Source organism: Streptomyces endophytica (assembly GCF_026153355.1).
In the GTDB taxonomy this organism is placed as follows: Bacteria; Actinomycetota; Actinomycetes; order Streptomycetales; family Streptomycetaceae; genus Streptomyces; species Streptomyces endophytica.
Genome location: NZ_CP110636.1, coordinates 2,674,258 through 2,699,565 on the forward strand (window position 1 = coordinate 2,674,258; position 25,308 = coordinate 2,699,565).

Annotated in this window: 14 protein-coding genes and 4 pseudogenes; 8 read left to right on the forward strand and 10 right to left on the reverse strand. The window is 72.6% G+C overall.

From position 1 onward, the window contains the following. Nucleotides 1–81: 81 nt before the first annotated feature. The gene (locus OJ254_RS12095; RefSeq protein ID WP_265362332.1) at nt 82–1,239 is read right to left on the reverse strand and encodes a low temperature requirement protein A; all 1,158 of its coding nucleotides are present in this window, start codon (nt 1,237–1,239) and stop codon (nt 82–84) included. Nucleotides 1,240–1,383: 144 nt separating this feature from the next. Then, on the reverse strand, nt 1,384–2,415 hold the full coding sequence (locus OJ254_RS12100) for a methyltransferase (RefSeq protein ID WP_265362333.1): 1,032 nt from the start codon (nt 2,413–2,415) through the stop codon (nt 1,384–1,386). 186 nt (nt 2,416–2,601) lie between these two features. Here OJ254_RS12100 and OJ254_RS12105 point away from each other — a divergent pair, with 186 nt between their 5' ends. Both OJ254_RS12105 and OJ254_RS12110 read left to right on the forward strand, forming a co-directional pair. Further along, on the forward strand, nt 2,602–3,915 hold the full coding sequence (locus OJ254_RS12105; protein WP_265362334.1) for an amidohydrolase: 1,314 nt from the start codon (nt 2,602–2,604) through the stop codon (nt 3,913–3,915). 124 nt (nt 3,916–4,039) lie between these two features. Then, complete coding sequence (locus OJ254_RS12110; RefSeq protein ID WP_265365129.1) at nt 4,040–5,221, forward strand: MerR family transcriptional regulator; 1,182 nt, start codon at nt 4,040–4,042, stop codon at nt 5,219–5,221. A gap of 17 nt (nt 5,222–5,238) precedes the next feature. Here OJ254_RS12110 and OJ254_RS12115 read toward each other — a convergent pair. Beyond that, nucleotides 5,239–6,443 (reverse strand): annotated as a pseudogene (locus OJ254_RS12115) (NAD(P)/FAD-dependent oxidoreductase). Between the two features lie 62 nt (nt 6,444–6,505). Beyond that, nucleotides 6,506–8,101, reverse strand: coding sequence for a TSUP family transporter (locus OJ254_RS12120; RefSeq protein WP_265362335.1), 1,596 nt, complete (start codon nt 8,099–8,101; stop codon nt 6,506–6,508). 357 nt (nt 8,102–8,458) lie between these two features. On the opposite strand from OJ254_RS12120, the pseudogene OJ254_RS12125 reads away from it, so the two are divergent. The 4 genes and pseudogenes from OJ254_RS12125 to OJ254_RS31580 all read left to right on the forward strand — a co-directional run bounded on the left by OJ254_RS12125 (nt 8,459) and on the right by OJ254_RS31580 (nt 14,045). Then, nucleotides 8,459–9,915 (forward strand): annotated as a pseudogene (locus tag OJ254_RS12125) (rhodanese-like domain-containing protein). A 644-nt stretch (nt 9,916–10,559) separates the two neighbouring features. Further along, nucleotides 10,560–11,096: an AMP-binding protein gene (locus OJ254_RS12130; protein ID WP_265362336.1), complete on the forward strand. Its 537-nt coding sequence runs from the start codon at nt 10,560–10,562 to the stop codon at nt 11,094–11,096. Nucleotides 11,097–11,437: 341 nt separating this feature from the next. After that, nucleotides 11,438–12,061 carry a hypothetical protein gene (locus tag OJ254_RS12135; RefSeq protein ID WP_423835883.1) on the forward strand — a complete coding sequence of 208 codons (624 nt, stop codon included), beginning with the start codon at nt 11,438–11,440 and terminating at the stop codon, nt 12,059–12,061. 470 nt (nt 12,062–12,531) lie between these two features. Continuing rightward, a pseudogene (locus tag OJ254_RS31580) lies at nt 12,532–14,045 on the forward strand (MFS transporter). Nucleotides 14,046–14,489: 444 nt separating this feature from the next. Here the strand turns inward: OJ254_RS31580 and mscL are convergent. The 5 genes and pseudogenes from mscL to OJ254_RS12170 form a co-directional block, all read right to left on the reverse strand. Then, complete coding sequence (gene mscL, locus OJ254_RS12150) at nt 14,490–14,993, reverse strand: large conductance mechanosensitive channel protein MscL (RefSeq protein ID WP_265362338.1); 504 nt, start codon at nt 14,991–14,993, stop codon at nt 14,490–14,492. Between the two features lie 950 nt (nt 14,994–15,943). Further along, nucleotides 15,944–16,776 (reverse strand): annotated as a pseudogene (locus OJ254_RS12155) (S-methyl-5'-thioadenosine phosphorylase). Nucleotides 16,777–16,948: 172 nt separating this feature from the next. Beyond that, complete coding sequence (locus OJ254_RS12160; protein WP_265362339.1) at nt 16,949–17,284, reverse strand: FmdB family zinc ribbon protein; 336 nt, start codon at nt 17,282–17,284, stop codon at nt 16,949–16,951. A gap of 194 nt (nt 17,285–17,478) precedes the next feature. Then, complete coding sequence (locus OJ254_RS12165) at nt 17,479–18,780, reverse strand: MFS transporter (protein WP_265362340.1); 1,302 nt, start codon at nt 18,778–18,780, stop codon at nt 17,479–17,481. A gap of 316 nt (nt 18,781–19,096) precedes the next feature. Continuing rightward, nucleotides 19,097–20,617 carry a potassium/proton antiporter gene (locus OJ254_RS12170; protein ID WP_265365130.1) on the reverse strand — a complete coding sequence of 507 codons (1,521 nt, stop codon included), beginning with the start codon at nt 20,615–20,617 and terminating at the stop codon, nt 19,097–19,099. Between the two features lie 207 nt (nt 20,618–20,824). Between OJ254_RS12170 and OJ254_RS12175 the strand changes: the two genes are divergently transcribed. Further along, nucleotides 20,825–23,542, forward strand: a complete 2,718-nt coding sequence (locus OJ254_RS12175) for a penicillin acylase family protein (RefSeq protein WP_265362341.1) — start codon at nt 20,825–20,827, stop codon at nt 23,540–23,542. Nucleotides 23,543–23,690: 148 nt separating this feature from the next. Here the strand turns inward: OJ254_RS12175 and OJ254_RS12180 are convergent, their stop codons facing one another. Beyond that, nucleotides 23,691–24,293 (reverse strand): 5-formyltetrahydrofolate cyclo-ligase, encoded by a 603-nt coding sequence (locus OJ254_RS12180; RefSeq protein WP_265362342.1) that lies wholly within the window; start codon nt 24,291–24,293, stop codon nt 23,691–23,693. 111 nt (nt 24,294–24,404) lie between these two features. Between OJ254_RS12180 and galU the strand changes: the two genes are divergently transcribed. Further along, nucleotides 24,405–25,307, forward strand: coding sequence for a UTP--glucose-1-phosphate uridylyltransferase GalU (gene galU, locus OJ254_RS12185; protein WP_261950938.1), 903 nt, complete (start codon nt 24,405–24,407; stop codon nt 25,305–25,307). The last annotated feature ends 1 nt before the right edge of the window (nt 25,308 follow it).

The window sequence follows — 25,308 nt, forward strand, 5'->3', positions numbered from 1 at the left end:
GGGTGATGCCCGGACAGGTACGGCCGTTCGGCACGCTTATGGAGGAGGCCCCGCCGGGGTGCCCGGCGGGCCGGTCCGGGCCTATTCGGCCAGAGCGGTGCCCTGACGGGCCGTAAGGGTGACGCCCACCGTGACCGCGGCCGACGCCACCAGGCCCGCCGCGAGCACCGCCCAGCGCCCCGCGAAGGTGCACGCGAGCACCAGCACCGACGACACCGGCAGCACCAGCTGCTGCGCCAGGCCGCGCTTCTGGTGCCGGGAATGGATCAGCCAGACGGTGAACATGAACAGCGCGGCCGGCACCGTGACACACGCGGCGGCCGCCGCCGTCGACAGGTGCGCCTTGCCGAACGCCTGCGCCACCGCGATCTCGATGCCCGCCCCGACCGCGGCCGCCGACCCGAACACCGGGTAGTGCCCGTAGCCCCACACGAACGCCTGGCGGTTCGAGCGCAGATGGAGGTGGATGGGCACCGCGAAGTAGATCCAGTACGCGCAGAAGACCACCAGCAGCCCGCCGGCCGCGATCGGCAGCAGACGGCCCAGCTCCTCGTGCGCGTCCAGCGCCGCCTGCACCGCGACGGTGGCCGCGGCGACCGTCTCGCCCAGCACGATGATGGTGAACAGGCCGTAGCGCTCGGCGATGTGGTGCGGATGCCAGGTCGTCTGCCGGGCCCGCTCCGCCAGCGCCGGAACGGCCAGTTCCAGCAGGCCCACGACGAGGAACACCCACGGGACGTCCTGGCGCGGCAGGACGAGCAGTCCCAGCCAGCCGACCTGGCACACCGTCACCCCCAGGGCGTAGCGCAGCGCGGTCCGCCGCTCGGCGCCCGCGCTGCCCAGGGCCGCCCGCAGCCACTGGGTGACCATGGCCAGCCGCATCACCAGGAAGCCGAACCAGATGACGGTGAAGTCGCTGCTGGCGAACGCCCGCGGCACGCCGGCCGCCAGGATCAGCACGCCCGCCATCTGGACCAGCGTCACCACGCGGTAGAGCGGATCGTCGGTGTCGTACGCCGACGAGAACCAGCTGAAGTTCATCCACGCCCACCAGACGGCGAAGAAGAGCATCAGATAGCCCGACACGCCGTGCCCCCAGTGGCCCTCGGCCAGCGCATGCGCCAACTGGCGGCCGGCCTGCGCGACCGCCACGACGAAACACAGGTCGAAGAAGAGCTCCAGCGGGGTGGCGGCGCGGTGCGCCTCGTCGCGGTGGCGGGCACGCATGCGGACCGGCACGTCGGCTCCTCTCGTCGGCCGGGGCCCGCCGGCCGGGAAGGCACGTCGGCCGGGGCGGACGTGATCAGTAGAGCGCGGGCGGCTGATGCCGACCATGAGGGGCGCACGGCGTGTCGCGCGGCATCCGGGGGCGCGGCGCGGCGGTCACTCGGCGACGGCCTCCACGATCGACGGGAACGCCCCGGTCGGCAGCACCCGCGTCAGCCGGAACCCGCCCGCCGACAGCAGCGTCGCGAACTCCTCCGCGGTCCGCTCCCGCCCGTCGAGGACCGCCATCATCGCCACGTCGAGGGTCTTGCCGAAGTGCGGGGCGTTGCCCGGCGGCAGCACGCAGTCGACGACCAGCAGCCGGCTGCCGGGCGCGGTCGCCGCACGGCAGGCCCGCAGGATCCGCCGGCAGTGGTCGTCCGGCCAGTCGTGCAGCACGTGCTTGAGGACGTACACGTCCCCGCCCTCGGGCACGGCCGCGAAGAAATCGCCCTCCTGGGTGCGCCAGCGGCCCTTCAACTCGTCGCCGTCCAGGAGGTGGTGGGCCAGCGGCGGCGCCTGGTCGAAGAGCACCCCGGTCAGCTGCGGACGGCGGCGCAGCACGGCACGCAGCAGCCCGCCGCGGCCGCCGCCGACGTCCACGACCGTGCCGGTCTCGGGGAACGGGTAGGCGCCGGCCACCGCCTCGTCCACCGGCGCGGACAGCGACGCCATCCCGTCGTCGAACAGCTGCCGGGTGGCCGGGTGGGCCCCCAGGTGCTCGAAGAACGGGGCGCCGGAGAGCCGCTCGAAGGACGCGCCGCCGTGCCGTACCGCCTCCGGCATTCCGGCCGAGGTCCGCAGGAACAGCTCGTCGGTGGCCATCAGCACGGCGGTGTGCAGGGAATCGGGAACGTCGGTACGGAGCGGCCGGGCGGCCGGGGTGAGCTGGTAGGCGCCGGTGGCGTCCTCGTGGAAGATGCCCCGGGCGGCCAGGTAGCGCAGCACCCGGCGCAGGTGCGGGGCGTGGGTGCCGGTGGCGGTGGCGAGCTGCTCGACGGTGCGCGGGCCGCCGGCGAGGTGGTCGGCGAGGCGGTGCTGGGCCGCGGTGCGCAGCGCCGCGGAGAAGAGGTGGCCCATGGCGAGGTCCATCAGGTGGGCCGCGAGGTCCTGGGGCGCGCCGGTCGGTCGCTGGGATGAGGTGGCCAACGTCAGCCTCCGGTCGGCTCGGCCTGCGGATCGACGGTCGCAGGCGGGTGATCCACGGTTGCAGCAGCGGGCGGTGGTGTCACGAAGACCGGGATGACCAACCGCTAAGTCCGGCCAGGGCAGCGGGTGTCCGGGGTGGCTGGCCGACGCTCGATGGCGGGCGGCGGTTCATGGTCGAATGCGTGTATGCGCGACAGCGACAGCGACACGACCGGAAAGACCGATACGACAGTACGGACCGACGGGGCGGAAGCGGCCGCCCCCGCCGCCGTCCTCGCCGGCCTCGACGACCGCCTCCCGGACCTCGAAGCGCTCTACAAGGACCTGCACCGCCACCCCGAACTCGGCTACCAGGAGACCCGCACCGCCGCCGAGGTCGCCCGCCGGCTGACCGGCCACGGCTACGACGTCACCACCGGCATCGCCAAAACCGGCGTCGCCGGAGTGCTGCGCAACGGCCCCGGCCCGGTCGTGCTGCTGCGCGCCGACATGGACGCGCTGCCGGTCACCGAGGACACCGGCCTCGACTACGCCTCCACCGTCCCCGGCCGGATGCACGCCTGCGGCCACGACGTGCACGTCACCTGCCTGCTGGGCGCCGCCGACCTGCTCGCCGCGGGCCGCGCGCACTGGTCCGGCACCCTCGTCGTCCTCTTCCAGCCCGCCGAGGAGGTCGGCAGCGGCGCCCGCGCGATGATCGAGGCCGGGCTCTACAGCGAGGGCCTGGTCCCCACCCCCGACGTGGTGCTGGCGCAGCACGTCGCCCCGTTCGGCGCCGGGCTCATCGCGTACTGCCCCGGCGCCTGCATGGCCGCCGCCGACAGCCTGGAGATCACCTTCCACGGCACCGGCGGCCACGGATCCCGGCCCGAGACCACCATCGACCCCATCCTGATGGCGGCCTCCTTCGTCCAGCGCGTCCAGGCCGTGGTGGCCCGCGAGGTCGCGCCCAAGGACCGGGCCGTGGTCACCGTCGGCTCCTTCCACGCCGGCGACACCGCCAACGTCATCCCCGACCGCGCCGTCGTACGGCTGAGCGTCCGCACCTTCGACGAGGCGGTACGCACCGCCGTCCTGGCCGCCATCGAACGGATCGCCCGCGCCGAGGCCGCCGCCTCCGGTGCCGACCGGGACCCGGAGGTCACCACCCTCGACACCTTCCCGGTCACCGTCAACGACACCGGCGTGCTGGCCCAGGTCAACCAGGACTTCACCCAACTCTTCGGCGAACAGCGGCTGTTCGCCTACGAACCGGCGACCGGCAGCGAGGACGCCGGGCTGCTGGCGACCGCGGCCGGTGCGCCCCTCTACTACTGGTGGCTGGGCGGCTGGGACCCCGACGCCTTCCGGACCGCGCTGGCCGCCGGCCGGCTGGCCCAGGACATCCCCTCCAACCACTCGCCGCACTTCGCCCCGGTCCTCCGGCCCACCCTCACCATGGGCGTCGAGGCGCTGACGGCGGCGGCCCTCAATCAGCTGGGGGAACCGGCGGCCGGCTGAGGCGGCCGCGCGGGGGCGGCTTCGGGGACGTTGACCTTGTCCCTGGGGGAAGCCCCAGAGTCGGTCGTGCCGGGCGACGGGCCCGGCACGAGGAGGACGGCCGGGAGCCGTGGAGGTGAGCGGCGTGCAGCCGTGGGAGGTGAGCGGCGTGGAGCCGTGGGAGAAGGACGGCGGCGAGCTGCTGACCATCGGCGCGTTCGCCCGCGCCTCCCGGCTCTCGCCGAAGGCCCTGCGCCTCTACGACGAGCTCGGTCTGCTGACCCCGGCCCGGGTCGACCCGCACAGCGGCTACCGGCACTACGCCCCGGCCCAGCTGGAACGGGCCCGGCTCGTCGCCTGGCTGCGCCGGCTCGGCATGCCGCTGGCCCGCATCCGTGAGGTGTGCGGGCTGGCACCGGCCGCGGCGGCCGAGGCGGTCGCCGCGTACTGGGCGCAGGTCGAGGCCGACACGGCAGCCCGCCGCGACCTGGCCGCCTTCCTCGTGGACCAGCTCTCCAGGAAGGACCCCACCACCATGGCCGCTTCCCGTATACCGCTGACCCTGCGCTCCGCCGCCCGAACCGACCGCGGCCTGGTCCGGCCGGCCAACCAGGACGCCGCCTACGCGGGCCACCGGCTGCTGGCCGTCGCCGACGGCTACGGCCCCGACGGCGCCGCGGCCGCCACCACGGCCCTCGACGCCCTCCGGCACCTCGACGCCGACGACCGGCCCGGCCTGAGCCCGGAGGACCTGTCGACCGCGCTGGAGGAGGCGGCCGGGCGCGCCCACCAGGCCCTCCGGGACGCGCCGTTGGCCACGTCCACGGGCACCCGGGAAGCCACTGGCGGCCCCGGGACCACCGGGACCACGCTCACCGCGCTCCTCCACCACGACGGGCAGCTCGGACTGCTGCACATCGGTGACTCCCGCGCCTACGTCCTGCGGGACACCGGCCTCATCCGCCTCACCCACGACCACAGCTTCGTCCAGTCCCTCATCGACGAGGGCCGCCTCACCCCCGACGAGGCCCCCGCCCACCCCCAGCGCGCCCTGCTCCTGCGCTCCCTCGACCCGACCACCGCATGCGCCCCCGACGTGACGCTCCTGGAGGTCCGCCCCGGCGAGCGGTACCTGCTCTGCACCGACGGCCTGACCGGCGTGGTCCCGCCGGAGACGCTCCAGCGGGTCCTCGCCACGGCCCCCGGCCCCGCCGAGGCCGTGACGGAGCTGATCGCCCTGGCCCACGAGGCGGGCGCGCCCGACAACGTGGGGTGCGTGGTGGCGGACGTGCGGGCGGCGGGGCCGGCGGAGGCCGCGGCGGCGTAGGAACGCCAAGGCGGTTGCTACGCCAGGCCCTTGAGCATGCCCTTGAAGTAGAGCTGCGGCAGGCCGTAGCGCTTGAGGAACCACATGTCGGTCCGCTCCCGCGTCGTGTCGAGGAAGGGGAACGAGGGGGCGGGCCGCAGGTCGTAGTCGAATTCGGCGAGCAGCATCTTGTGCCGGGCGGTGACCAGCGGGCAGGAGGTGTAGCCGTCGTAGCGGGCGGTGGCCGGGCGGCCGCGCAGGCTCGCGAGGAGGTTGGCGACCACGACCGGGGCCTGCTTGCGGACGGCCGCGCCCGTCTTGGAGGTGGGCAGCGCCGCCACGTCCCCCAGCGCGAAGACCGTGGGGAAATCGGGGTGTTGGAGGGTTTCGCGGTCGGCCTTGACGTACCCCTGGGGGGAGTCGGGGTCGGCCAGCGGGCCGTCGGCCAGCCACTCGGGGGCCCGCTGCGGCGGCACCGCGTGCAGCAGGTCGTAGCGGACCGTCTCCGTGGCGCCGGTGGTGTGATCGGTGATCACCGCCTCGCGCGCCGCACCGTCCAGGCGGGTCATCTCGGAACTCAGCCGCACCTCGATGCCGTAGCGCCGGGCCGTCTCGGTCAGCGCCCGCGAGAAGACCGGTACCTTGAACATCGCCGGTTCGGGCAGCACCAGGATCGTGCGGATGTTGCCGAGGACGCCGCGCTTGCGCCAGTAGTCGGCCGCCAGGTACGCGATCTTCTGCGGTGCGCCGCCGCACTTCACCGGCCCCGACGGCATGGTGAACAGCGCGGTCCCCCGCCGCGTCCGACGGATCAGGTCCCAGGTGAGCGGGCGAGGTCGGGGCGGTAGTTGCTGCTCACCCCGCCGTGGCCGAGGGCGGCGGCCAGCCCCGGCACGCCGTCCCAGTCGAGGTGCAGACCGGGGGCGAGGACCAGCCGCCCGTAGGAGAGCACCCGGCCGGAGGCGGTGGTGACCGTACGGGCCACCGGGTCCACGCCGGTGGCCCGCTCCCGCAGCCAGCGCACGCCGGGCGGTATCAGTTCCGCCTCGGTGCGCAGGGAGGAACGCAACGGCGCCTGCCCGCCGCCGACGAGGGTCCACAGCGGCTGGTACCAGTGCGTCTCGGACGGCTCCAGCAGGGCGATGTCCGTGACCCCGGCCCGGCGTAACCGGGCGGCGACGGTGATGCCTGCGGTTCCGCCGCCGACGACGATGACTTGGTGGCGGGAGGGGGCGGGGGACATACGGGTTCCTCCTACGGGGGTGGTGAGGGCGTTGTTGTTCGTGTGGTTCGTGTGGTGCGTGGTCACGGGGGCCACAGGCGGGGGACGGCGGCCGCCGCCGTGGTGAGGGCGAGCAGCGTGACGAGGGCGGCGAAGGCGGTGGTCAGGACCTGTGCGGGCAGCCGGGTGGTCAGCCGGTTGCCGAGGTGACTGCCGAGCGCCGCGCAGGCCGCGAAGCCGGCCAGCAGCGGCCAGTCCAGGTGGCCGGTGCCGGCCCGGGTCGCCAGCGCCGTAACCGAGTTGAGGAGGATGACCAGCAGCGACGTGCCGATCGCGATCGGCATCTCCAGGCCCAGGACGAGGGTGAGGGCCGGGACGACGACGAAGCCGCCGCCGACCCCGAAGAACCCGGTGAGCAGGCCGACGGCGGAGGCGGTCACGGCGACCCGGCCGGAGCGGAGGGCGGGGTGCGGAGCGGGGGAGCGGTCCGGGCGGGGCGTGCGTAATCGGGCCGACCGGGGAGGCCGGGGGGACCGTGCCGCGCGCCGCTCGCTCCGGCCCCGTAACAGCAGCAGCGCCGCGACGACGAGCATCAGCCCGGCGAACGCCGCCATCAGGACGGCGGGAGGCACCGCCGCGCTCCAACGGGAGCCGAGGTAGCTGCCGGCCGTCCCCAGGGCGCCGAAGGTGACACCGGCCGCCCACCGGACCCGGCCCGCGCGGGCGTGGCACAGCAGCCCGGTCACCGCGCCGACCGTGACGACGACCAGTGCGCCCGCGGTCGCCTCGTGCGGCGACTGGCCCAGCACGTACACCAGCACCGGCACGGCGAGCACCGAACCGCCGCCGCCGAGCGCCCCCAGCAGCAGACCGATCAGCAGCCCGCACGGCAGCGCCGCGGCGGCTATGAGGACGGACACGCTAGGCGGACGGACACGAGGACGGATGCGGGACGAAGCCGAGGGGTCCGCGGCGTGCGGGGCGGCGGACGGGTGTGCCGCGCGCGGGGCCAGCGCCACGGCCGGACTGTCGTCCGACCACTCCGCGACGAACGTGAACCGGTCACCGCGGACCACCGTTTCGCGCCATTCCACCGGCCGTTCCCCGGACCGCCCCAGCCGCTCGATCGCGAACGCCGGCTCCCGGTCCGCCAGCCCCAGCAGCCACGCCTGCCGGATGTCCGGCAGGAACGGTTGGATCCGCTCCCGGCCTCCGGTGACCTTCACGGCACAGCGCCGCGACAGCTCGCCGTAGAGCGAGGTGTGCCCGAAGTCCGCCTCCAGCAGGGGCTCGGCGAACTCGGCGGGCAGGTACGCGGTGTCGTGGGCGAGCGGTTCGCCGTCCGCGAGCCGCAGCCGCTCCAGCACGACCAGCGGCGCGTCCGGTACCAGCCCCAGATGCCCGGCGATCGTTCCGTCCGCGGTCCGCTCCAGGCGCAGCACCTCACTGCGCTGCTCCACGCCCTGCCCCTCCAGCTCCCGGAAGAGGCTGTAGAGCGAGCCGAGCGGCTGCTGTATGCGGCGGGTGTCCAGGCGGCTGGCGCGCCCCCGTTCGGCGATCACCAGCCCGTCGGCGCGCAGCTTGCGCAGCGCCTCGCGGACGGTGTGCCGGCTGACCTCGTACTCGGCGGTGAGCCGGTGCTCGGCGGGGAACTCCTCGGTGAACGCGCCGGCGTCCATCCGACGGCGCAGATCGGTGAGGAGCTGCGCCCAGAGGGGGAGCGGCGAGCGCCGGTCCAGGGGGCGCGGGGCGTGCGCGCCGGGGCGGCGTGTGCGTCGTGAGCGCCGTACGCACCGTGCCCCCGGTGCGGAGGGTCTGCCGGCTCGGTCGACATGTGCGGGATACCCCTCCGCGGCCTGGGGGACGGATCGGCTGATGCAAGGTCAGGTCGGGGCGTCCGCACCGGAACCCGGCTTGTCGCCCGCCAACCCGGCTCCCTAATGTACGTACATCCGTGCATCCGCACAACGCATCGTCCTGCCCGCCCGAGCGGACCTCAGCCGCCGCCCGGGGCGCCCACCCCCTGGAGGCCGACCGTGCACTTCGCGCAGTACTACCTCGACTGCCTGTCCCAGGCGTCGTACCTGATCGGCGACGAAACCACCGGACGCGCCGTCCTCGTCGACCCGCGCCGCGACATCGACGACTACCTCCAGGACGCGGCCGCCGCCGGCCTGCGCATCGAGCTCGTCATCGAGACGCATGTGCACGCCGACTTCCTCTCCGGCCACCTCGAACTCGCCCGCGCCACCGGCGCCACCATCGCCTTCGGAGAGGCCGCCCGAACCGGCTTCCCCATACGGCGGTTACGGGACGGCGAGCGGATCTTCCTGGGGGAGGAGGGGGGCGACCATCAGGGCGGAAGCAGCGGCGGCGTCACCCTGACCGTGCTGGCCACCCCCGGCCACACCCTGGAGTCCCTCTGCCTGGTCGTCCACGAACACCCCGACGACCCCGTGCCGTTCGGCGTGCTCACCGGCGACACCCTGTTCGTCGGCGACGTCGGCCGCCCCGACCTGCTCTCCGCCGCCGGCCACTCCCCGCACGACATGGCCGTACGCCTGCACCACTCCCTGCACACCAAACTCCTGACGCTCCCGGACGCGACCCGGGTCTTTCCCGCCCACGGCGCCGGATCGGCCTGCGGCCGGAGCCTGTCCACCGAGACCAGCTCCACCATCGGGACCAGCGCCGCCTCAACTACGCCCTGCAGCCCATGCCGGTGGCCGAATTCGTACGGCTCGTCACCGCCGGACAACCCGCCACGCCCGGCTACTTCGCCCACGACGCCGCCCTCAACCGGGACGGGCACCCGCTCCTGGACGCCGACGAACCGCCCGCCCTCACCCTGGAGGAGGCGCTCGCCGCCCGCGACCAGCAGGGCGCCGTGCTGCTGGACTGCCGCCCGCTGGCCTCCTACACCCGGGCGCACCTGAAGGGTTCGCTGCACACGAGCCTGGACACGCGGTTCGCGGAGTACGCGGGCAGCGTGGTCGCCCCGGGCACCCCGATCGTGCTGCTCGCCGACCCGGGGAAGGAACGCGAGGCCCGTCTGCGCCTCGCCCGCATCGGCTACGACCACGTCCTCGGCCATCTCCCCGATCCGGCCGCCGTATTGGACCGGGAACCCGCACTGGTCCGCCGTAGCCACCGGGTCGGTCCTGAGGAACTCCTCCAGGTGGGCGGGGAGTTGAACGGTGGGGGTGTCGGCGGAGTTATCGGCGGCGGTGTGAGCGCGGGCCGCTCTCCCCGTGCCCAGCTGGTCGACGTCCGCAATCCCGCCGAGTACGCGGCGGGAGCCGTCCCGGGCGCCCGCAGCATCCCGTTGGCCACCCTCCCGGACCGCATCACCGAACTGGACCCGGCCCGCCCGGTCGTCCTCTACTGCCGCAGCGGAAACCGCTCGGTGATCGCGGCGGCCCTCCTGGAGGCCCGCGGGTTCGGCGACGTGTGCGATGTGGCCGGGGGCTACGAGGCGCTGACCGGGTCCTGAGACGGGCGGACGGGTGCCGCGGGACGGCCCTTTCCGCTGGCCCGTCGAGCGGTCAGTGCCGCCGCCCCGGGCGCCGTACGGACGTGAGGACCGGCGCGAGGACCGGCGCGAGGACGGACGTGAGGACCGGCGCGAGTACCAGCGCTCCGGCCGCGAGCAGGCAGGCCGCGGCCGGGAGTGCCAGGGACGGCCCGCGCCGCCGCCGGCCGTGAGTCCGAGGCCCGCGGTGGCCGTCATCCAACGCGGAGTCAAGGCAAAGGAATCCAGCTGGACGCAGAAGGCGCCGTGGCGACGGCCGCCAGCGCCCAGCGGGCCCGGCGGCGGTGCGACGCGGGGGAAGAAGAGAGGGGCGTGGGGGTGGGCGTGGGTGCGGGCGTGGGTGTGGGCGTCGGCGTGGACATGGGAAGGGACGGACCACCTCTCACCACGTGCTGCGTGCGACGTGCGGCAGGGAACGGAAAACGGAAGCCGAGAGGAGGATGGAGTGCACCGGAAGTGGGCAGGAGGCATGACGTCGGAGCGCATGACGTCAGAGGGCGGGCGAGCTGCCGGAGTGCGTGAAGGGGCGGGCGCGGAGCCCCGTACAGCGGACGTTCAGCGATCGTTGATCGGTGATCTCCATGCTGATCCGCATGTTGCGCCGTGTGATCACCAAGCATGCAGAGCCCGCCGGGGAAATACAAGAGCCCGATTCCTCGCGGATCGCCCTCACCTGGAGCGGGGAACCGGGCCGCCTGGAAGAGCTCACCCACGGCATGCTCCTGGACCAGGCCGAACGCGCCGCCCGCGCGCTCACCCGCCTCGGGGTCCAGGCCGGTGACCGGGTCGCGGTGCACCTGCCGCTGGTGCCGGAATCCGTCATCGCCACCCTCGCCTGCGGTCGGCTGGAGGCGATTCGGACGACCCTGCCGGTCTCCCTGACGGTGCCCGAACTCGTGGCGCGTACGCGGGAGTCGTCGGCGCGCGTGGTGATCACGGCGGACGCGGCGTTCTGGGACGGGGCGGTACGGCCGGTGAAGCCGCTGCTCGACCACGCACTGGCGCGCGCCGCCGCGGCGGGGGGTGCGTCCGTGCAGAAGGTCCTGGTGGTCAACCGCTGCTCCCGCCCGGTGTCCTGGAAGCCGAACCGCGACCTGTGGTGGCACGAGGCCCTGGAGGGACGGGCACCCGCCTGCCGGTAGGGGAGCGCTCCGCGCTCTCGCGTGTACGTCACCCGCTGAGGCAAATTCACCCACTGAGGCCATAAAACGGGCGAACTGCCCCATACCTGCTTAGCGTGGGCCTCGTGCCCCAGCCCCCAGCCGCCCCACCCCGCCCTGCTGCCACCCCGGACGGGACCGAGGCAGACGACGCAACCGGGGCGGACGGCGCAACCGGGGCGGTCGACGCGGCCAGGGCGGACGAAGCAACCGGGACGGGTGGCGTAACCAGGACGGATAACCCAGCCGGGACGGATCACGCAACCGGCACGCCGGCGGCCACCGGGCGGACCAGGCCAACGGCGACCGTTCGCGCCCCAGTCGTGGCCTCCGCCGTCGTGCTGCTCCTCGTCCTCGCCATCGTCCCGGGCAGCCGCATGCTCCGGGACTTCGACTCGGCGCTGCTCCCGTACGCCGCCGGCACCGTCTTCCTCGCCTTCGGCACCGCCCACCGCTGCACCGTCTGGGTCCGCGAACCGCCCGCCCGCCGACTGCTCCGGCAGGGCCTGCACGCCCTCTCCTCCCGCGCGAATTTCCGCACAGCGCCCACCGCGCTGCCCCGGCCGGCCGCCGTCTCCCTGGGCTTCCAGAAATTCCTCGGCGCCCGTAGCACCGCCCGTAGCACCGCCTGCCGGGCCGCGCACCAACTCGCCTTCCGGGGCCGCCTGCTCGCCGCGCTGACCACCTTCCCGCTCACCGGGGGATGGTTCACCTCCACCGCGTCGCCTGGCGCGGGGTCGGGCTACGGGATGCGGCTCTGGGGTCTGCAAATCCTGGACTCGTCTTCCTCCGGCGCCGTCGGCCGGGCCATGTTCCACGGCCTCGGTCTCGCCGCCGTTCTCGTCATCCCGGGCGCCGGTTGTTTCCTGAGGCGCCGCCTACGGGACCGAACGGCCGCCACCGGCCGGCGATTCGCGAGACCGCCTGGTGGTGCGCAGCCTTCCTGACGGTCTTCTTCCTCGCCGTCCGCACCCTCTGGTCCGTCGACAAGACCGACCGCTGACCCATCCCGCTACCTCGGAAAGGTGACCGATCCCCATGCCCTCCGCATCCGCTCGCCACCCCCTTCCCGGCAGCACCGACCGCACCCGTCCGCACAAACGCAGCCACGCCTCACAGAGCCCGCCGACCAGACCCGACGGCGGCCGGCGCCCGCGCCCCATACCCACCCACGACAAGGGTCACTAGAAAACGGCGCGCCGCCCGGGAGGCACCGGGGCGCCCCTGGCGGGGATGTTCGCGAGTCCGGCAGACACCCGCTGGCCGGCAGACACCCGCTGGCCGGCGGACGCCCGCCAGTCCGGGAGCCATCCGCCAGGCTCAAGCGGGGGTTGAAGATTTCCGCTTATCGGCCCTGAGTTGACGGGCGGAAGGGAGGAAAAGTCTCCGGGATCGCTTCAACGAAACACTTGCAGATATGACTGTTCGAGACATCGAACCGCCCGTGGCGGAGCCTGACGTCGCGACCCGAGACCACACGGCAGGACCGGCCTCCGCACAGCGGCGGTGGTGGACGCTGTGGGCGGTGAGCGCGGCCCAGCTCCTCGTGGTGCTGGACGGGACGATCGTGAACATCGCGCTGCCCTCCGCCCAGAGCGCGCTGGGCATGTCCGACGCGAGCCGGCAATGGGCGATCACCGCGTACGCCCTGGCCTTCGGCGGACTGCTGTTGATCGGCGGCAGAATCAGCGGGTCGCTCGGCCACCGGCGCACGTTCATCATCGGCCTGGCCGGCTTCGCCGCCTCGTCCGCGCTCGGCGGGGCCGCCGTGAATCCCGAAATGCTCTTCGGCGCGCGGGCCCTTCAGGGCGCCTTCGCCGCCGCGCTCGCACCCGCGGGATTGTCCTTGCTGACCACGACGTTCACCGAGCCGCGCGAACGCGGCCGGGCGTTCGGGGTGTTCGCCGCGGTCGGTGCGGCCGGATCGGCCCTCGGTCTGGTCACGGGGGGACTGCTCACCGAGTACGCCAGCTGGCGCTGGTGCCTGTACATCAACGTCCCCGTCGCCCTGATCGCCGTGCTCGGCACGACGTTCGTGCCACCGGACCGCCCCCTCCGCGGCGGCGGCCGGCTCGACATCCCGGGCGCATTGCTCAGCGCCGCGGGCTTCGCCGCCGTGGCCTATGCCTTCGACGAAGCCGAACCGCTCGGCTGGGATTCCCCGCGGGTGCTGGCCCGATGGCTGCTGGCGTCCTCTTGCTGGCCGGGTTCGCTGTCGTCGAGGTCCGCGCCTCCCGCCCGTTGCTGCCGATGCGTCTCCTCCTGCACCGCGCGCGTGCGGGTGCGTTCCTCTCGATCACCCTGATGTTCGTCGCGATGTTCGGCTTCTACCTGTTCATGAGCTACTACACGCAGACCGTCCTCGGCTACTCACCGGTCCAGGCCGGCCTGACGCTGATCATCAACGCCCTGGCCGCGCTGCTCGGTTCCACCTTCATCGCCGGGAAGCTGCACGGACGCGTCGTGCCTGCGGCGTTGATCCTGGCGGGTCTGATCGCCGCGGCCGTCGGCATGCTGATCCTGACCCGTTTGACGCCGCAGAGCACGGACGTCCTGCCGCTGCACCTGGTGCCCGCCCTGGTACTGACCGGCATCGGCCTCGGCTGCGTCATCCCCCCGACCGCCGGCCTGGCCACCGCGGGCGTGACCGGGCACGACATCGGAGCCGCATCGGCCGCCTACAACGCCTCTCAGCAACTCGGAGCAGCACTCGGGACCGCACTGCTCAACACCATCGCGGCCGGCACCACCGCCACCTATCTGGCGTCGGCCCGCCATGCCACGTCGACCGCGGCCTCCGTGCACGGCTACACCACCGCCCTGACCGTCGGCTTCGGCATCCTCCTCGTCGCCGCGTGCGTCACCGCGCCGCTGATCGTGACCCGCACCGCACGAGGAACCAGGAGGCGAGGGCCGGACGAGCGGTCATGAGCGGCAGTCGACGGCGTGGCCTCGGTCGGGCCGCCCGTACTCTGGAGGGGTGAGCACCACCCCTGATTTCGAGCCGGACGCCGAGCCCCAGGCCGATCCTGCCCCAAGTCCGCCGCGGCGCTGATCTTCGACGACCCGCTGAACCAGCAGTCCTCGGACGACACCGACAGGGGCTGGGGCGAACGGCCGGCCGGTGGAGACAGCGCCACCGACCTCGCCCGTTTCCTCGACGAGAAGCCACCGCACCACCTCTGAGATCCACGAGATCCCGGGGGTCTGGGCGACATCCCGGGAGTCTCGGCGAAATCCCGATGGCATCGGCGAAGTCCCGATGGTCTCGGCGTCTCGGGGCCCCGGAGGTTTCGGAAGTCCCGGAGAGCTCGAAGATCTCGGAGAGCTCGGAGATCTCCGGGGCGGCCGCCGGGCGCGGCCGCCTCCGACCTGCTAGTCCTGCGTCTTCTGCGCGCCGATCGTGCCGGAGGTGGAGAAGGGCACGGCGGGAGAGGCGGCGCGCTGGGCGACGAGGGCGTCGCGGATCTCGGTGAGCAGCTCGACCTCGGTCAGGGCCAGCGGGGTGTCGTCGACCGGCTTCCTGGCCGCCTGGCGCTCCTTCCACTTGTTCATCGGAAGGATCATGAGGAAGTAGACGACCCCGGCGGTGATCAGGAAGGTCAGCGCGGAGCTGAGCACCGAGCCCCAGAGGATGTAGATCCCGTCGGTGAACGCGCCCGTCTTCTTGTCCGTGTGGCAGGTGGTGAGGCACGCCTTGTAGTTGTCGAGGTTCTGCGAACCCAGGGCGCCGACGATCGGGTTGATCACGCCCTTGACCACGGCGTTGACGATGTTGGTGAAGGCAGCACCGACAACGACCGCGACCGCGAGTTCGATGACGTTGCCCCGCATCAGGAAATCCTTGAATCCCTGCAGGACGCCCTTGCTCTCGCTCACCTGACAGCCTCTTTCCACGCTCACGACGTTCACCATGGACGGTGCACGAACAAACGGTGCACGAACAATCAGCACCGCAACTTACGGCAGGGCACGGCGGAGATGTCCAGCCGGGCAACACCGACCAGTGATCGAACCGGCGATCACGCCCGCGATCACACCGGCGATCGGCCAGTGCGTCTGTGCGGGTCCGGCGGACGGGTTTCGTGGGGTGGACCGGTCCGACAGCCCCGGTGAGAGCGGCGCGCCACCGTTGGCGCGGCCGGCCCCGGCCCCCCCGCGGCAGATGCCCCGCCACTCGCAGCAGTCTCCCGGCCGGTGTGCGGAGAAGCCACTCGATCTTGCGGCACCGCTACGGCCCTCCCAGGGCCGCCGCCGGCGGGCAGCCCGTCGCGGGTAAGGCTCGTACGGCTCCGTACGAGGCCGCCCCGGCCAGTGCTGCGGCGGCCATCGCGAGCCCGGCGATCAGCATCCGGCGCGTCCCGGTCCGCCCCCATCCGCGTCTGCCGCCGCCGGCTCGTACCGGTGGAAAGTGGGGCACTTCACACCGCGGGGGAGTGGGGAGGGGCGGCGATGAGGGATCAGACGAGAGGTCGGGCGAGAGAGCAGACGAGGGATCGGACAAGGGATCAGGGGAGGGAACGGGGGAGGGCGAGGCGAGGGGGGTGGACGGGGGGTACGACCTGGTGGTCGGCGGGAGGTAAGGCGTCGTGGGCATGGTGGCACCGCCTGGGTGAGGGGCTCGTCGGCGACCAGGAGGTCGGACGGGCCTCGGTGGAATCGGCGAGCACCACCGTGCCGTATCGCGCCCGCGCCCGCTGTGGCCTGTGGAGAAGCTCCGGGATGTGGACAACTTCGCCGCTCGGGTGGGGGACGAGCGGGCAGGAGAGGGCGGCCCGGAGTGGGGGAGAGGTGGCGGGCCCGGGTCCGGTCCCCGGCCCGCCAGGGCCTTACGGCAGTTCGATGCCCAGGTCCCAGCCCGCGTGGGCGTCGGCGCAGGGGCAGGCGCGGTCGGTGGTCTCGGGCAGGGCGGCGACCGCGTCGAAGAGGACCTCGCGGAGCCGGCCGACGTTCTGGGCGAAGACCTGGAGGACTTCCTCGTGGGAGACGCCGTGGCCGGTCTCGGTGCCCGCGTCCAGGTCGGTGACCAGGGTCAACGAGGTGTAGCAGAGGCTCAGTTCGCGGGCCAGGACGGCTTCGGGTGGCCGGTCATGCCGACCACCGACCAGCCCTGGGCGGCGTGCCAGCGCGATTCGGCGCGGGTCGAGAAGCGCGGGCCCTCGATGACGACGAGCGTCCCGCCGTCGACCGGTTCCCACGCGCGGCCGCGGGCGGCCGCGAGGGCGGCCTGGCGGCCGGCGGGGCAGTAGGGGTCGGCGAACGTCAGGTGGACGACGTTGGGGACGCTCCCTCCGGGCAGCGGCTCGCCGTCGAAGTAGGTCTGGACGCGGGCCTTGGTGCGGTCCACGAGCTGGTCGGGGACCAGCAGTGTGCCGGGGCCGTATTCGGGGCGCAGCCCGCCCACCGCGCACGGGCCGAGGACCTGCCGTACGCCGAGCGAGCGCAGCGCCCACAGGTTGGCGCGGTAGTTGATGCGGTGCGGCGGGAGGCGGTGGTCGCGGCCGTGCCGGGGGAGGAAGGCGACCTGGCGGCCGGCGATCTCGCCGAGGAACACCGAGTCGCTGGGGCGGCCGTAGGGGGTGTCGACCGTGACCTCGGTCACGTCGTCGAGGAAGGAGTAGAAGCCCGATCCACCGATTACGCCTATTTCCGCGTCAGCCATGGCGGTCACCTTAGCGGGGCCGGCCGGCACGAGGGCCGCCGCCCCGGAGGCGTACGTGGAGCGGGCCGGCATGGAGCGGGCCGGCATGGAGCGGGCCGGCATGCAGCGGGCCCCGCCGTCCGAAGACGGCGGGGCCCGAAGACGTCTGTGCCGCCGGCGCCGCCGGCCGGGCTCAGGCCGCGGAGCTGGTGCTCGACGCGCTGCCGGAGGACGACGTGGTGGCGGTGGACGACTTGCTGTCGGAACTGCTCGACGAGGAGCCGGCGGAGTCCGAGGACGACGTCGTGCTCGACGAGGAGGAGCTCTTCGCGGGGCTGCTGCTGGACGACGAGCCGCGGCTGTCGTTGCGGTAGAAGCCGGAGCCCTTGAAGACGATGCCGACCGCGGAGAACACCTTCTTGAGGCGTCCCTGGCAGCTCGGGCACTCCGTGAGCGCGTCGTCGGTGAACTTCTGCACCGCCTCAAGGCCCTCGCCGCACGCGGTGCACTGGTACTGGTAGGTCGGCACTTGACTTCCTCCTGGCACTCTCACTCGATGAGTGCTAACGACGCTCCATATTGCAGTATTCCGCCGCGTCAGTCCACTGCGACCGGGCAGACGGTGACCGACCCCACGTCCGGCGGAGGCCCGAGCCGGGGCGTGGAACCGGTCCGGAACGGACGGCTGCGGGCGTGCGCCGGCAACCGTCCGGGCGCCGTTCGTCAGGCGTTCGCCAGCTCCCGTTCGCGGTCCTCGGCCGCCGGGCCCGTCTCGGCCGCCGGGTCCGGCAGATCCGGGCCGGCCACCACGGACGAGGTGCGCGGCAGCAGGTGGGCGCGGAGGGCCAGCAGCACCACCAGGGCCAGGGCGGTGCCGGCCAGGGGGACCAGGAAGCCGCTGCTGGGGCCGAAGCGGTCGGTGAGCTGGCCGGCGGAGGTGGCGGCGACGGCCTGGCCCAGGGCGACCGCACCGGTCAGCCAGGTGAAGGCCTCGGTGCGGGCGGCGGCCGGGACCAGGGACTCGACCAGGGTGTAGCCGGTGATCAGCGCGGGGGCGATGCACAGGCCGACGACCAGGCCGACGGCGGCCAGCAGCGGTACCGCGGTCACCGCCCACAGCGGGGTGGTGGCCAGCGCCAGCAGCCCGTAGGCGACCAGCAGCCGGCGGCGCGGGCCGACCTTCCAGGCGAGGGTGCCGCAGACGATCCCGGCGAGCATGTTGCCGCCGGCGAAGATCCCGTAGAGCAGGCCGTTGATGCCGGGCTGGCCGATGGCCTGGGTGAACGCGGTCAGCGAGACCTGCATGCCGCCGAAGACGGCGCCGATGCCGAGGAACGCCACGATCAGGACGCGGACGCCGGGGACCGACAGGGCCGAGACGCGCGGCCGGTCGTCGGCCTGCGCTTGGTGGACGGGGGGCTGGGTGCGGCGCTGGGAGGCGAAGAGCAGACCGCCGGCCAGGGTCAGCGCGGCCTCGGCGATCAGGCCGGCGGCCGGGTGGAGGCCGGTGCACAGCGCGGTCGCCAGGACCGGGCCGACCACGAAGGTGAACTCGTCGGTCACCGACTCGAAGGCGGCCGCCGTCGGCATCAGCGGGCTGCCGCCGAGCCGGGACGCCCAGCGGGCCCGCACCATCGGGCCGACCTGCGGCGTCGAGGCGCCCGTGGGGACGGCCACGGCGAGCAGCGCCCACAGGGGGGCGTGCGCCAGGGCCAGGACGATCAGCGTCGCGACGCCGGCGGTGTGCACGAGGATGCCGGGGATCAGCACCGCGCGCTGGCCGAAGCGGTCGGCGAGCTTGCCGCTCTGCGGGGCGAACAGCGCCATCGAGACGCCGGTGGCGGCCGAGACCGCGCCGGCGGTGCCGTAGGAGCCGGTGGTGGACTGGACGAGCAGCACGATGCCGATCGTCAGCATCGCGAACGGCTGCCGGGCCAGGAAACCGGGAAGGAGGAAGGTCCACGCACCAGGGGTGCGCAGCAGTTGTCCGTAACCGGGACGGGATTGCTTGACCGCGGATGCCACGGCCGGGCCTTTCTGCCGCCTGGTAGCGCGTCGCCCGCGAGGTCGTCACAGGTACGCGCCGAGAGCTGTCCTCTCGCGCTGGACCGAGTGATACCGCGTGGTCCGCACCCCGAGAGGTGGCTGCAGATGGCAGGGGACCGCGGCCGCCGAGCGGTCGCGCCAGCTCTGCATCAGGCAGAGGTGGTTCGTCGTTGTTCCTTCTTCATTGTACAGGCCCGAGCGGGTGAGGCCCTGGGATTAGCCAGTGCTTCACCCGCTTTTCCTTGGGTTTCTTGGAGATGTCCGCCACATTGCGCCCCGACGGGCCCACGGCGGCTCAGTGGCGGCCGTGACCGTGCCGCCGCGGGGCGGCGCCGGTGCCCAGCCAGCCGGCCAGCTTGCCGCCCCGGGAGACCGCCTGCAACCGTCGCTCGGCCGCGTCGCGCACCGGGTCCGTGGCGACCACCAGCAGCTCGTCGCCGCGCCGCAGCACGGTCGTCGGCGAGGGCACGAAGCTGGAGCCGTCCCGGACGACGAGGGTGACCGCGGCGCCCGCCGGCATCCGCAGCTCGCCGACCTCGACGCCGTGCATCCGGGAGGCCGGTCCGATGGACGTGGACAGCAGATGGCCGCGCAGCCGCTCCAGCGGGGCGGACTCGATGCCCAGGTCGGCGGGCTCCTCGCCGTCGCCCAGCCGGAGGTGCCGGGCGAGCCAGGGCAGGGTCGGCCCCTGGATCAGGGTGTAGACCACGACCAGGACGAAGACGACGTTGAAGACGCCCTCGCTGCCGGGGACGGCGCCCACCATCGGGATGGTGGCCAGCACGATGGGGACCGCGCCGCGCAGCCCGGCCCACGACAGCAGGGTCTTCTCCTGCCAGGGCACCCGGAACGGCAGCAGCGAGACGAAGACCGACGTCGGGCGGGCGACGAGGGTGAGGATCATGCCGATGACCAGGGCCGGCACCACGTCGTCGAGGAGATTGTGCGGGGTGACCAGCAGGCCCAGCAGGACGAACATGCCGATCTGGCCGATCCAGCCGAGCCCCTCGGCGAAGCCGCGGGTGGCCGGGGCGTGCGGCAGTTTGGCGTTGCCGAGGATCATCGCGGCCAGATAGACGGCGAGGAAGCCCGAGCCGTGCGCCAGTGCGCCGGCGGCGTAGGCGGAGACCGCGATGGCCATGACGGCGATGGGGTAGAGGCCGGAGGCCGGCAGTGCCACGTGCCGCATGCAGTAGGCGCCGAGCCAGCCGATCGCCAGGCCGAGCGCGGCGCCGATCGCCAGCTCCAGGGCGATCTCGCCGAGCAGGACGTACCAGTGGTCGACCTCTCGCGAGGTGGAGAAGGCGACGACCAGGATGACCACCGGGGCGTCGTTGAACCCGGACTCCGCTTCGAGGACACCCGTCAGCCGGGCCGGCAGCGGCACGCTGCGCAGGACCGAGAAGACCGCCGCGGCGTCCGTGGACGAGACCACGGCGCCGATCAGCAGCGCCTGCCGCCAGCCGAGCCCGGCGAGGTAGTGCGCTCCGGCCGCGGTGACCCCCACGCTCACCGCGACGCCGACCGTCGACAGCATCGCCGCCTGGGGCAGGGCCGGCTTGATCTCTTTCCATTTGGTGCCCAGACCGCCCTCGGCGAGGATCACGACCAGCGCGGCATAGCCCAGGAGTTGGGTCAGCTGAGCGTCGTCGAAGACGACCCCGCCGAGGCCGTCCTGCCCCATGGCGATGCCTATCCCCAGGTAGATGAGCAGGCTGGGGAGCCCGCTGCGCGAGGAAAGCCGTACTGCGGCGACCGCGATGAGCAGCACGAGCGAGCAGAGCAGCAGGAGTTGGTTGAGGTGGTCGACAGTCAGGAGCTGGTCCTTCCTCGCACGGGTTCCGAAACGACGGTCCGGGGGTGGTCTTCGGGGGCTCTTTCCTTACCGTATCTAGTTACTGAGACTAACAATTTACCATTACTTGAAGGTTGGGGGTGCTGGCGGTGACTCCGCGTAGGGGTCGCCGAACCCGTGCGCCTATGGTTGCTCCAGCACTCCCACCCTGCCCCTCGAAGGACAGAGATGCCCGCCAACAAGTCCGGCCCAGTCCCCAGGAAGAAGAAGGGGCGGCGCGGCCGCCTCGTCGCCATCACGGTCGTGCTGCTGCTCGTGGCGGGCATCGGCTTCGGCGCGTACTGGGGAGTCAGCACCGTCCGAGCCTCGTTCCCGCAGACCACCGGCTCGCTCAAACTCCCGGGCCTGACCGACCCGGTGGACGTCGTCCGCGACGCCAACGGCATCCCGCAGATCTACGCCGACACCGACGAGGACCTCTTCCGCGCCCAGGGCTACGTCCAGGCCCAGGACCGCTTCTGGGAGATGGACGTCCGGCGCCACATGACCGCCGGCCGGCTGTCCGAGATGTTCGGCAAGAGCCAGGTCAAGACCGATGAGTTCCTGCGCACCCTGGGCTGGCACCGGGTGGCGCAGCAGGAGTACGACACCAAGCTCTCGCCCAGCACCAAGAAGTACCTCCAGGCGTACTCCGCCGGTGTCAACGCCTACCTCAAGGACCACGAGGGTTCCGCGCTCTCCCTGGAGTACGCGGCGCTGGACTTCGAGAACGACTACAAGCCGGAGAAGTGGACGCCGGCCGACTCGGTGGCCTGGCTCAAGGCGATGGCCTGGGACCTGCGCGGCAACATGCAGGAGGAGATCGACCGGTCCCTGATGACCAGCCGCTTCACCCAGCAGCAGATCAACGAGCTCTACCCGGCATACCCGTACCAGCGGAACAAGCCGATCGTGGACGGCGGCGCGGTCGACCCGGCCACCAAGAAGTTCACGCCCAAGGGCTCGGCCAACGCCACCCCGGCCGGCGGCGCCGTCACCGGACTGCGGTCCCAGCTGAGCTCGCTGTCCAAGACGGTGAACGAGGTCCCGGCGCTGCTCGGCCCCAACGGCAACGGCATCGGCTCCAACTCCTGGGTCGTCTCCGGCGCGCACACCCCCACCGGCAAGCCGCTGCTCGCCAACGACCCGCACCTGGCACCGCAGATGCCCTCGCTCTGGTACCAGATGGGCCTGCACTGCCGTAACACCGGCCCCAAGTGCGGCTACGACGTCTCCGGCTTCACCTTCTCCGGGATGCCCGGCGTCGTCATCGGCCACAACCAGGACATCTCCTGGGGCATGACCAACCTCGGCGCCGACGTCACCGACCTGTACCTGGAGAAGGTCAACGCCGACGGCTACCTCTTCGACGACAAGCAGCGGCCGTTCCTCGTGCGCAAGGAGACCATCAAGGTCGCCGGCGGCGGGAGCCACCAGATCACCGTCCGCTCCACCAGGAACGGACCGATCGTCTCCGACCGCGACGACGAGCTCGGCAACGTCGGCAAGGACGCCCCCGTGGGCAACGCCGCCCCGGACCGCGGCGACGGCTACGCCGTCTCGCTCCGCTGGACCGCGCTCGACCCCGGCCGTTCCATGGACGCCGTCTTCGAGCTCGACCGCGCCCACGACTGGACCGGCTTCCGCAAGGCCGCCGCGCACTTCGAGGTGCCCTCGCAGAACCTGATCTACGCCGACACCAAGGGCAACATCGGCTACCAGGCACCCGGCCGGATCCCGGTCCGCGGCAAGGGCGACGGCCACTTCGACGGCACCTACCCGGCGCCCGGCTGGGACTCCCGCTACCAGTGGAAGGGCTACATCCCGCAGTCCGCCCTGCCGTACGAGTACAACCCCGAGCGCGGCTACATCGTCACCGCCAACCAGGCCGTCACCGACGAGAAGTACCCGTACCTGATCACCAAGGACTGGGGCTACGGCTCCCGCAGCCAGCGGATCAACGACCTGATCCAGTCGAAGATCAAGGACGGCGGCAAGGTCTCCACCGACGACATGCAGGCCTTCCAGAAGGACAACAGCAGTGAGATCGCCCGGCTGCTGACGCCCTACCTGACGAAGATCGACATCAAGGACAAGTACGTCCGCGACGCCCAGCAGCTGCTGGAGGGCTGGGACTTCACCCAGGAGCCCGACTCCGCCGCGGCCGCCTACTTCAACGCCGTCTGGCGCAACACCCTCAAGCTCGCCTTCGGCAACAAGATGCCCAAGGAACTGCGCCCCGAGGGCCAGTGCCTCACCGTCCGCCCGGCCGACGAGACCGGCCCCGCCGACGAGAACGACAAGTACGTCCGCGAATGCGGCGAGCGGGCCGGCGACACCGCCCAGCCCGACGGCGGCGACCGCTGGTACGAGGTCGTCCGCAACATCCTCGACGACCCCGGCAACGCCTGGTGGAAGACCGAGGACCGGCCCGGCCGCCCCGGCGACAAGAACCGCGACCAGCTCCTCGCGCACGCCATGAAGGACGCCCGCTACGAGCTGACCTCCAAGCTGGGCAAGAACATCGACAACTGGACCTGGGGCCGGCTGCACCAGATGTTCCTGAAGAACCAGACCCTGGGCACCGACGGCCCCGGGATGCTGCAGGGCCTGTTCAACCGCGGCCCGTGGAACGTCGGCGGCGGTGAGGCCGCGGTCGACGCCACCGGCTGGAACGCGGCCAGCGGCTACAAGGTCACCTGGGTCCCGTCCATGCGGATGGTGGTCAACCTCGCCGACCTCGACAAGTCCCGCTGGATCAACCTCACCGGCGCCTCCGGGCACGCCTACGAGGCCCACTACTACGACCAGACCGACAAGTGGGCCAAGGGCGAGCTGCTGTCCTGGCCGTACAGCGAGGACGCCGTCAAGAAGGCCGGCAAGGACACCCTGACGCTGTCGCCGTAAGGCCGCAGCCGCAACGAGCCGCCGGGCGGGCCGGAGATCTCCCACGGGACGATCTCCGGCCCGCCCGGCGGCGTTCGGGCCCGGTCCGGAGGGGCCGCGGCGCCCGGGGGCGCCCGGCGGTTCCGGCGTACGCAGCGGTCCGGCGGGCTCAGTGCCGGAACCGGTGCACCCCCGACGGGGTCACCGCGGCGTGCACCCGCCGGTCGTGCGGCTCGGCCGGCACCTCGTCCCGCACCTCCGCGTCGAACAGCAGCACCACCAGGTGCGCCGGCGCCCCGGCCCGGTCCAGCCGCTCCAGCACCCGGTCGTACGAGCCGCCGCCGCGGCCCAGCCGCACCCCGTCGCGGTCCACCGCCAGCCCCGGCAGCAGCACCACGTCCGCCCGCGTGACCGCCTGCGGGCCCAGCCGCTCACCGGCCGGCTCGTGCAGCCCCCAGCCCGCCGGCACCAGACCGCCGGCGCCCTCGTACGGCGCCCAGTCGAGGTCGTTGTCCGGCATCAGCACCGGCAGCAGCACCCGCACCCCCGCGTCCCGCAGCCGGTCCAGCAGCGCCCCGGTGGGCGGCTCCGAGCCCATCGACACGTACGCCGCCACCGTCGGCCGGCGGGCGGCCCCCTCGTCCCCCGCCGACGGGGCGAGGAACGGCGCCAACTCCTCCAGTTCCAGGGTCCGTCGGGCCAGTGCCTCGCCCGCCGCCGCGAGGACATCCGGTGGCAACGATCTCCTTACCTCCTGGAGATCCCGCCGCAACCTTCGTTTCCTATCGTGCTGCTTGCTCACTGTGTGCCCTTGCTCCCGCTCTCATGCTCTATTCACCGGACCCTCATCATCGTTCCGAATGGGCCGGTTATGGTGTCGCGCATGACTCCATCGCACACACGGATCAGCAAGGCTGTCATTCCGGCAGCCGGCCTCGGCACCCGGTTTCTCCCCGCTACGAAGGCCACACCCAAGGAGATGCTCCCGGTCGTCGACAAGCCCGCCATCCAGTACGTGGTGGAGGAGGCGGCCGCCGCCGGGCTCTCCGACGTCCTGATGGTCACCGGCCGCAACAAGCGCCCCCTCGAGGACCACTTCGACCGCAACTACGAACTCGAAGAGGCCCTGCACCGCAAGGGCGACGAGTCCCGCCTCGCCAAGGTCCAGGAATCCAGCGACCTCGCGACCATGCACTACGTCCGCCAGGGCGACCCCAAGGGCCTCGGCCACGCGGTGCTGTGCGCCGCGCCCCACGTGGGCGACCAGCCCTTCGCCGTGCTCCTCGGTGACGACCTGATCGACCCCCGCGACCCCCTGCTGGCCCGCATGGTCGAGGTGCAGGAGCAGTACGGCGGCTCGGTCATCGCCCTCATGGAGGTCGACCCGGCCCAGATCCACCTCTACGGCTGCGCGGCCGCCGCGCCCACCGGCGACGACGACGTGGTCACCGTCTCCGACCTGGTCGAGAAGCCCGACCCGTCCGAGGCCCCCAGCAACCTCGCGATCATCGGCCGCTACGTCCTCGACCCGGCCGTCTTCGAGGTGCTGCGCAAGACCGACCCCGGCCGCGGCGGCGAGATCCAGCTCACCGACGCCCTCCAGGCGCTCGCCGCCGACCCGTCGCTGGGCGGCCCGGTGCACGGCGTCGTCTTCAAGGGCCGGCGCTATGACACCGGTGACCGTGGCGACTACCTGCGTGCCATTGTCAGACTGGCATGCGAACGTGAGGACCTGGGCCCCGACTTCCGGGCCTGGCTTCGCAGTTACGTCACCGAGGAGATGTAGG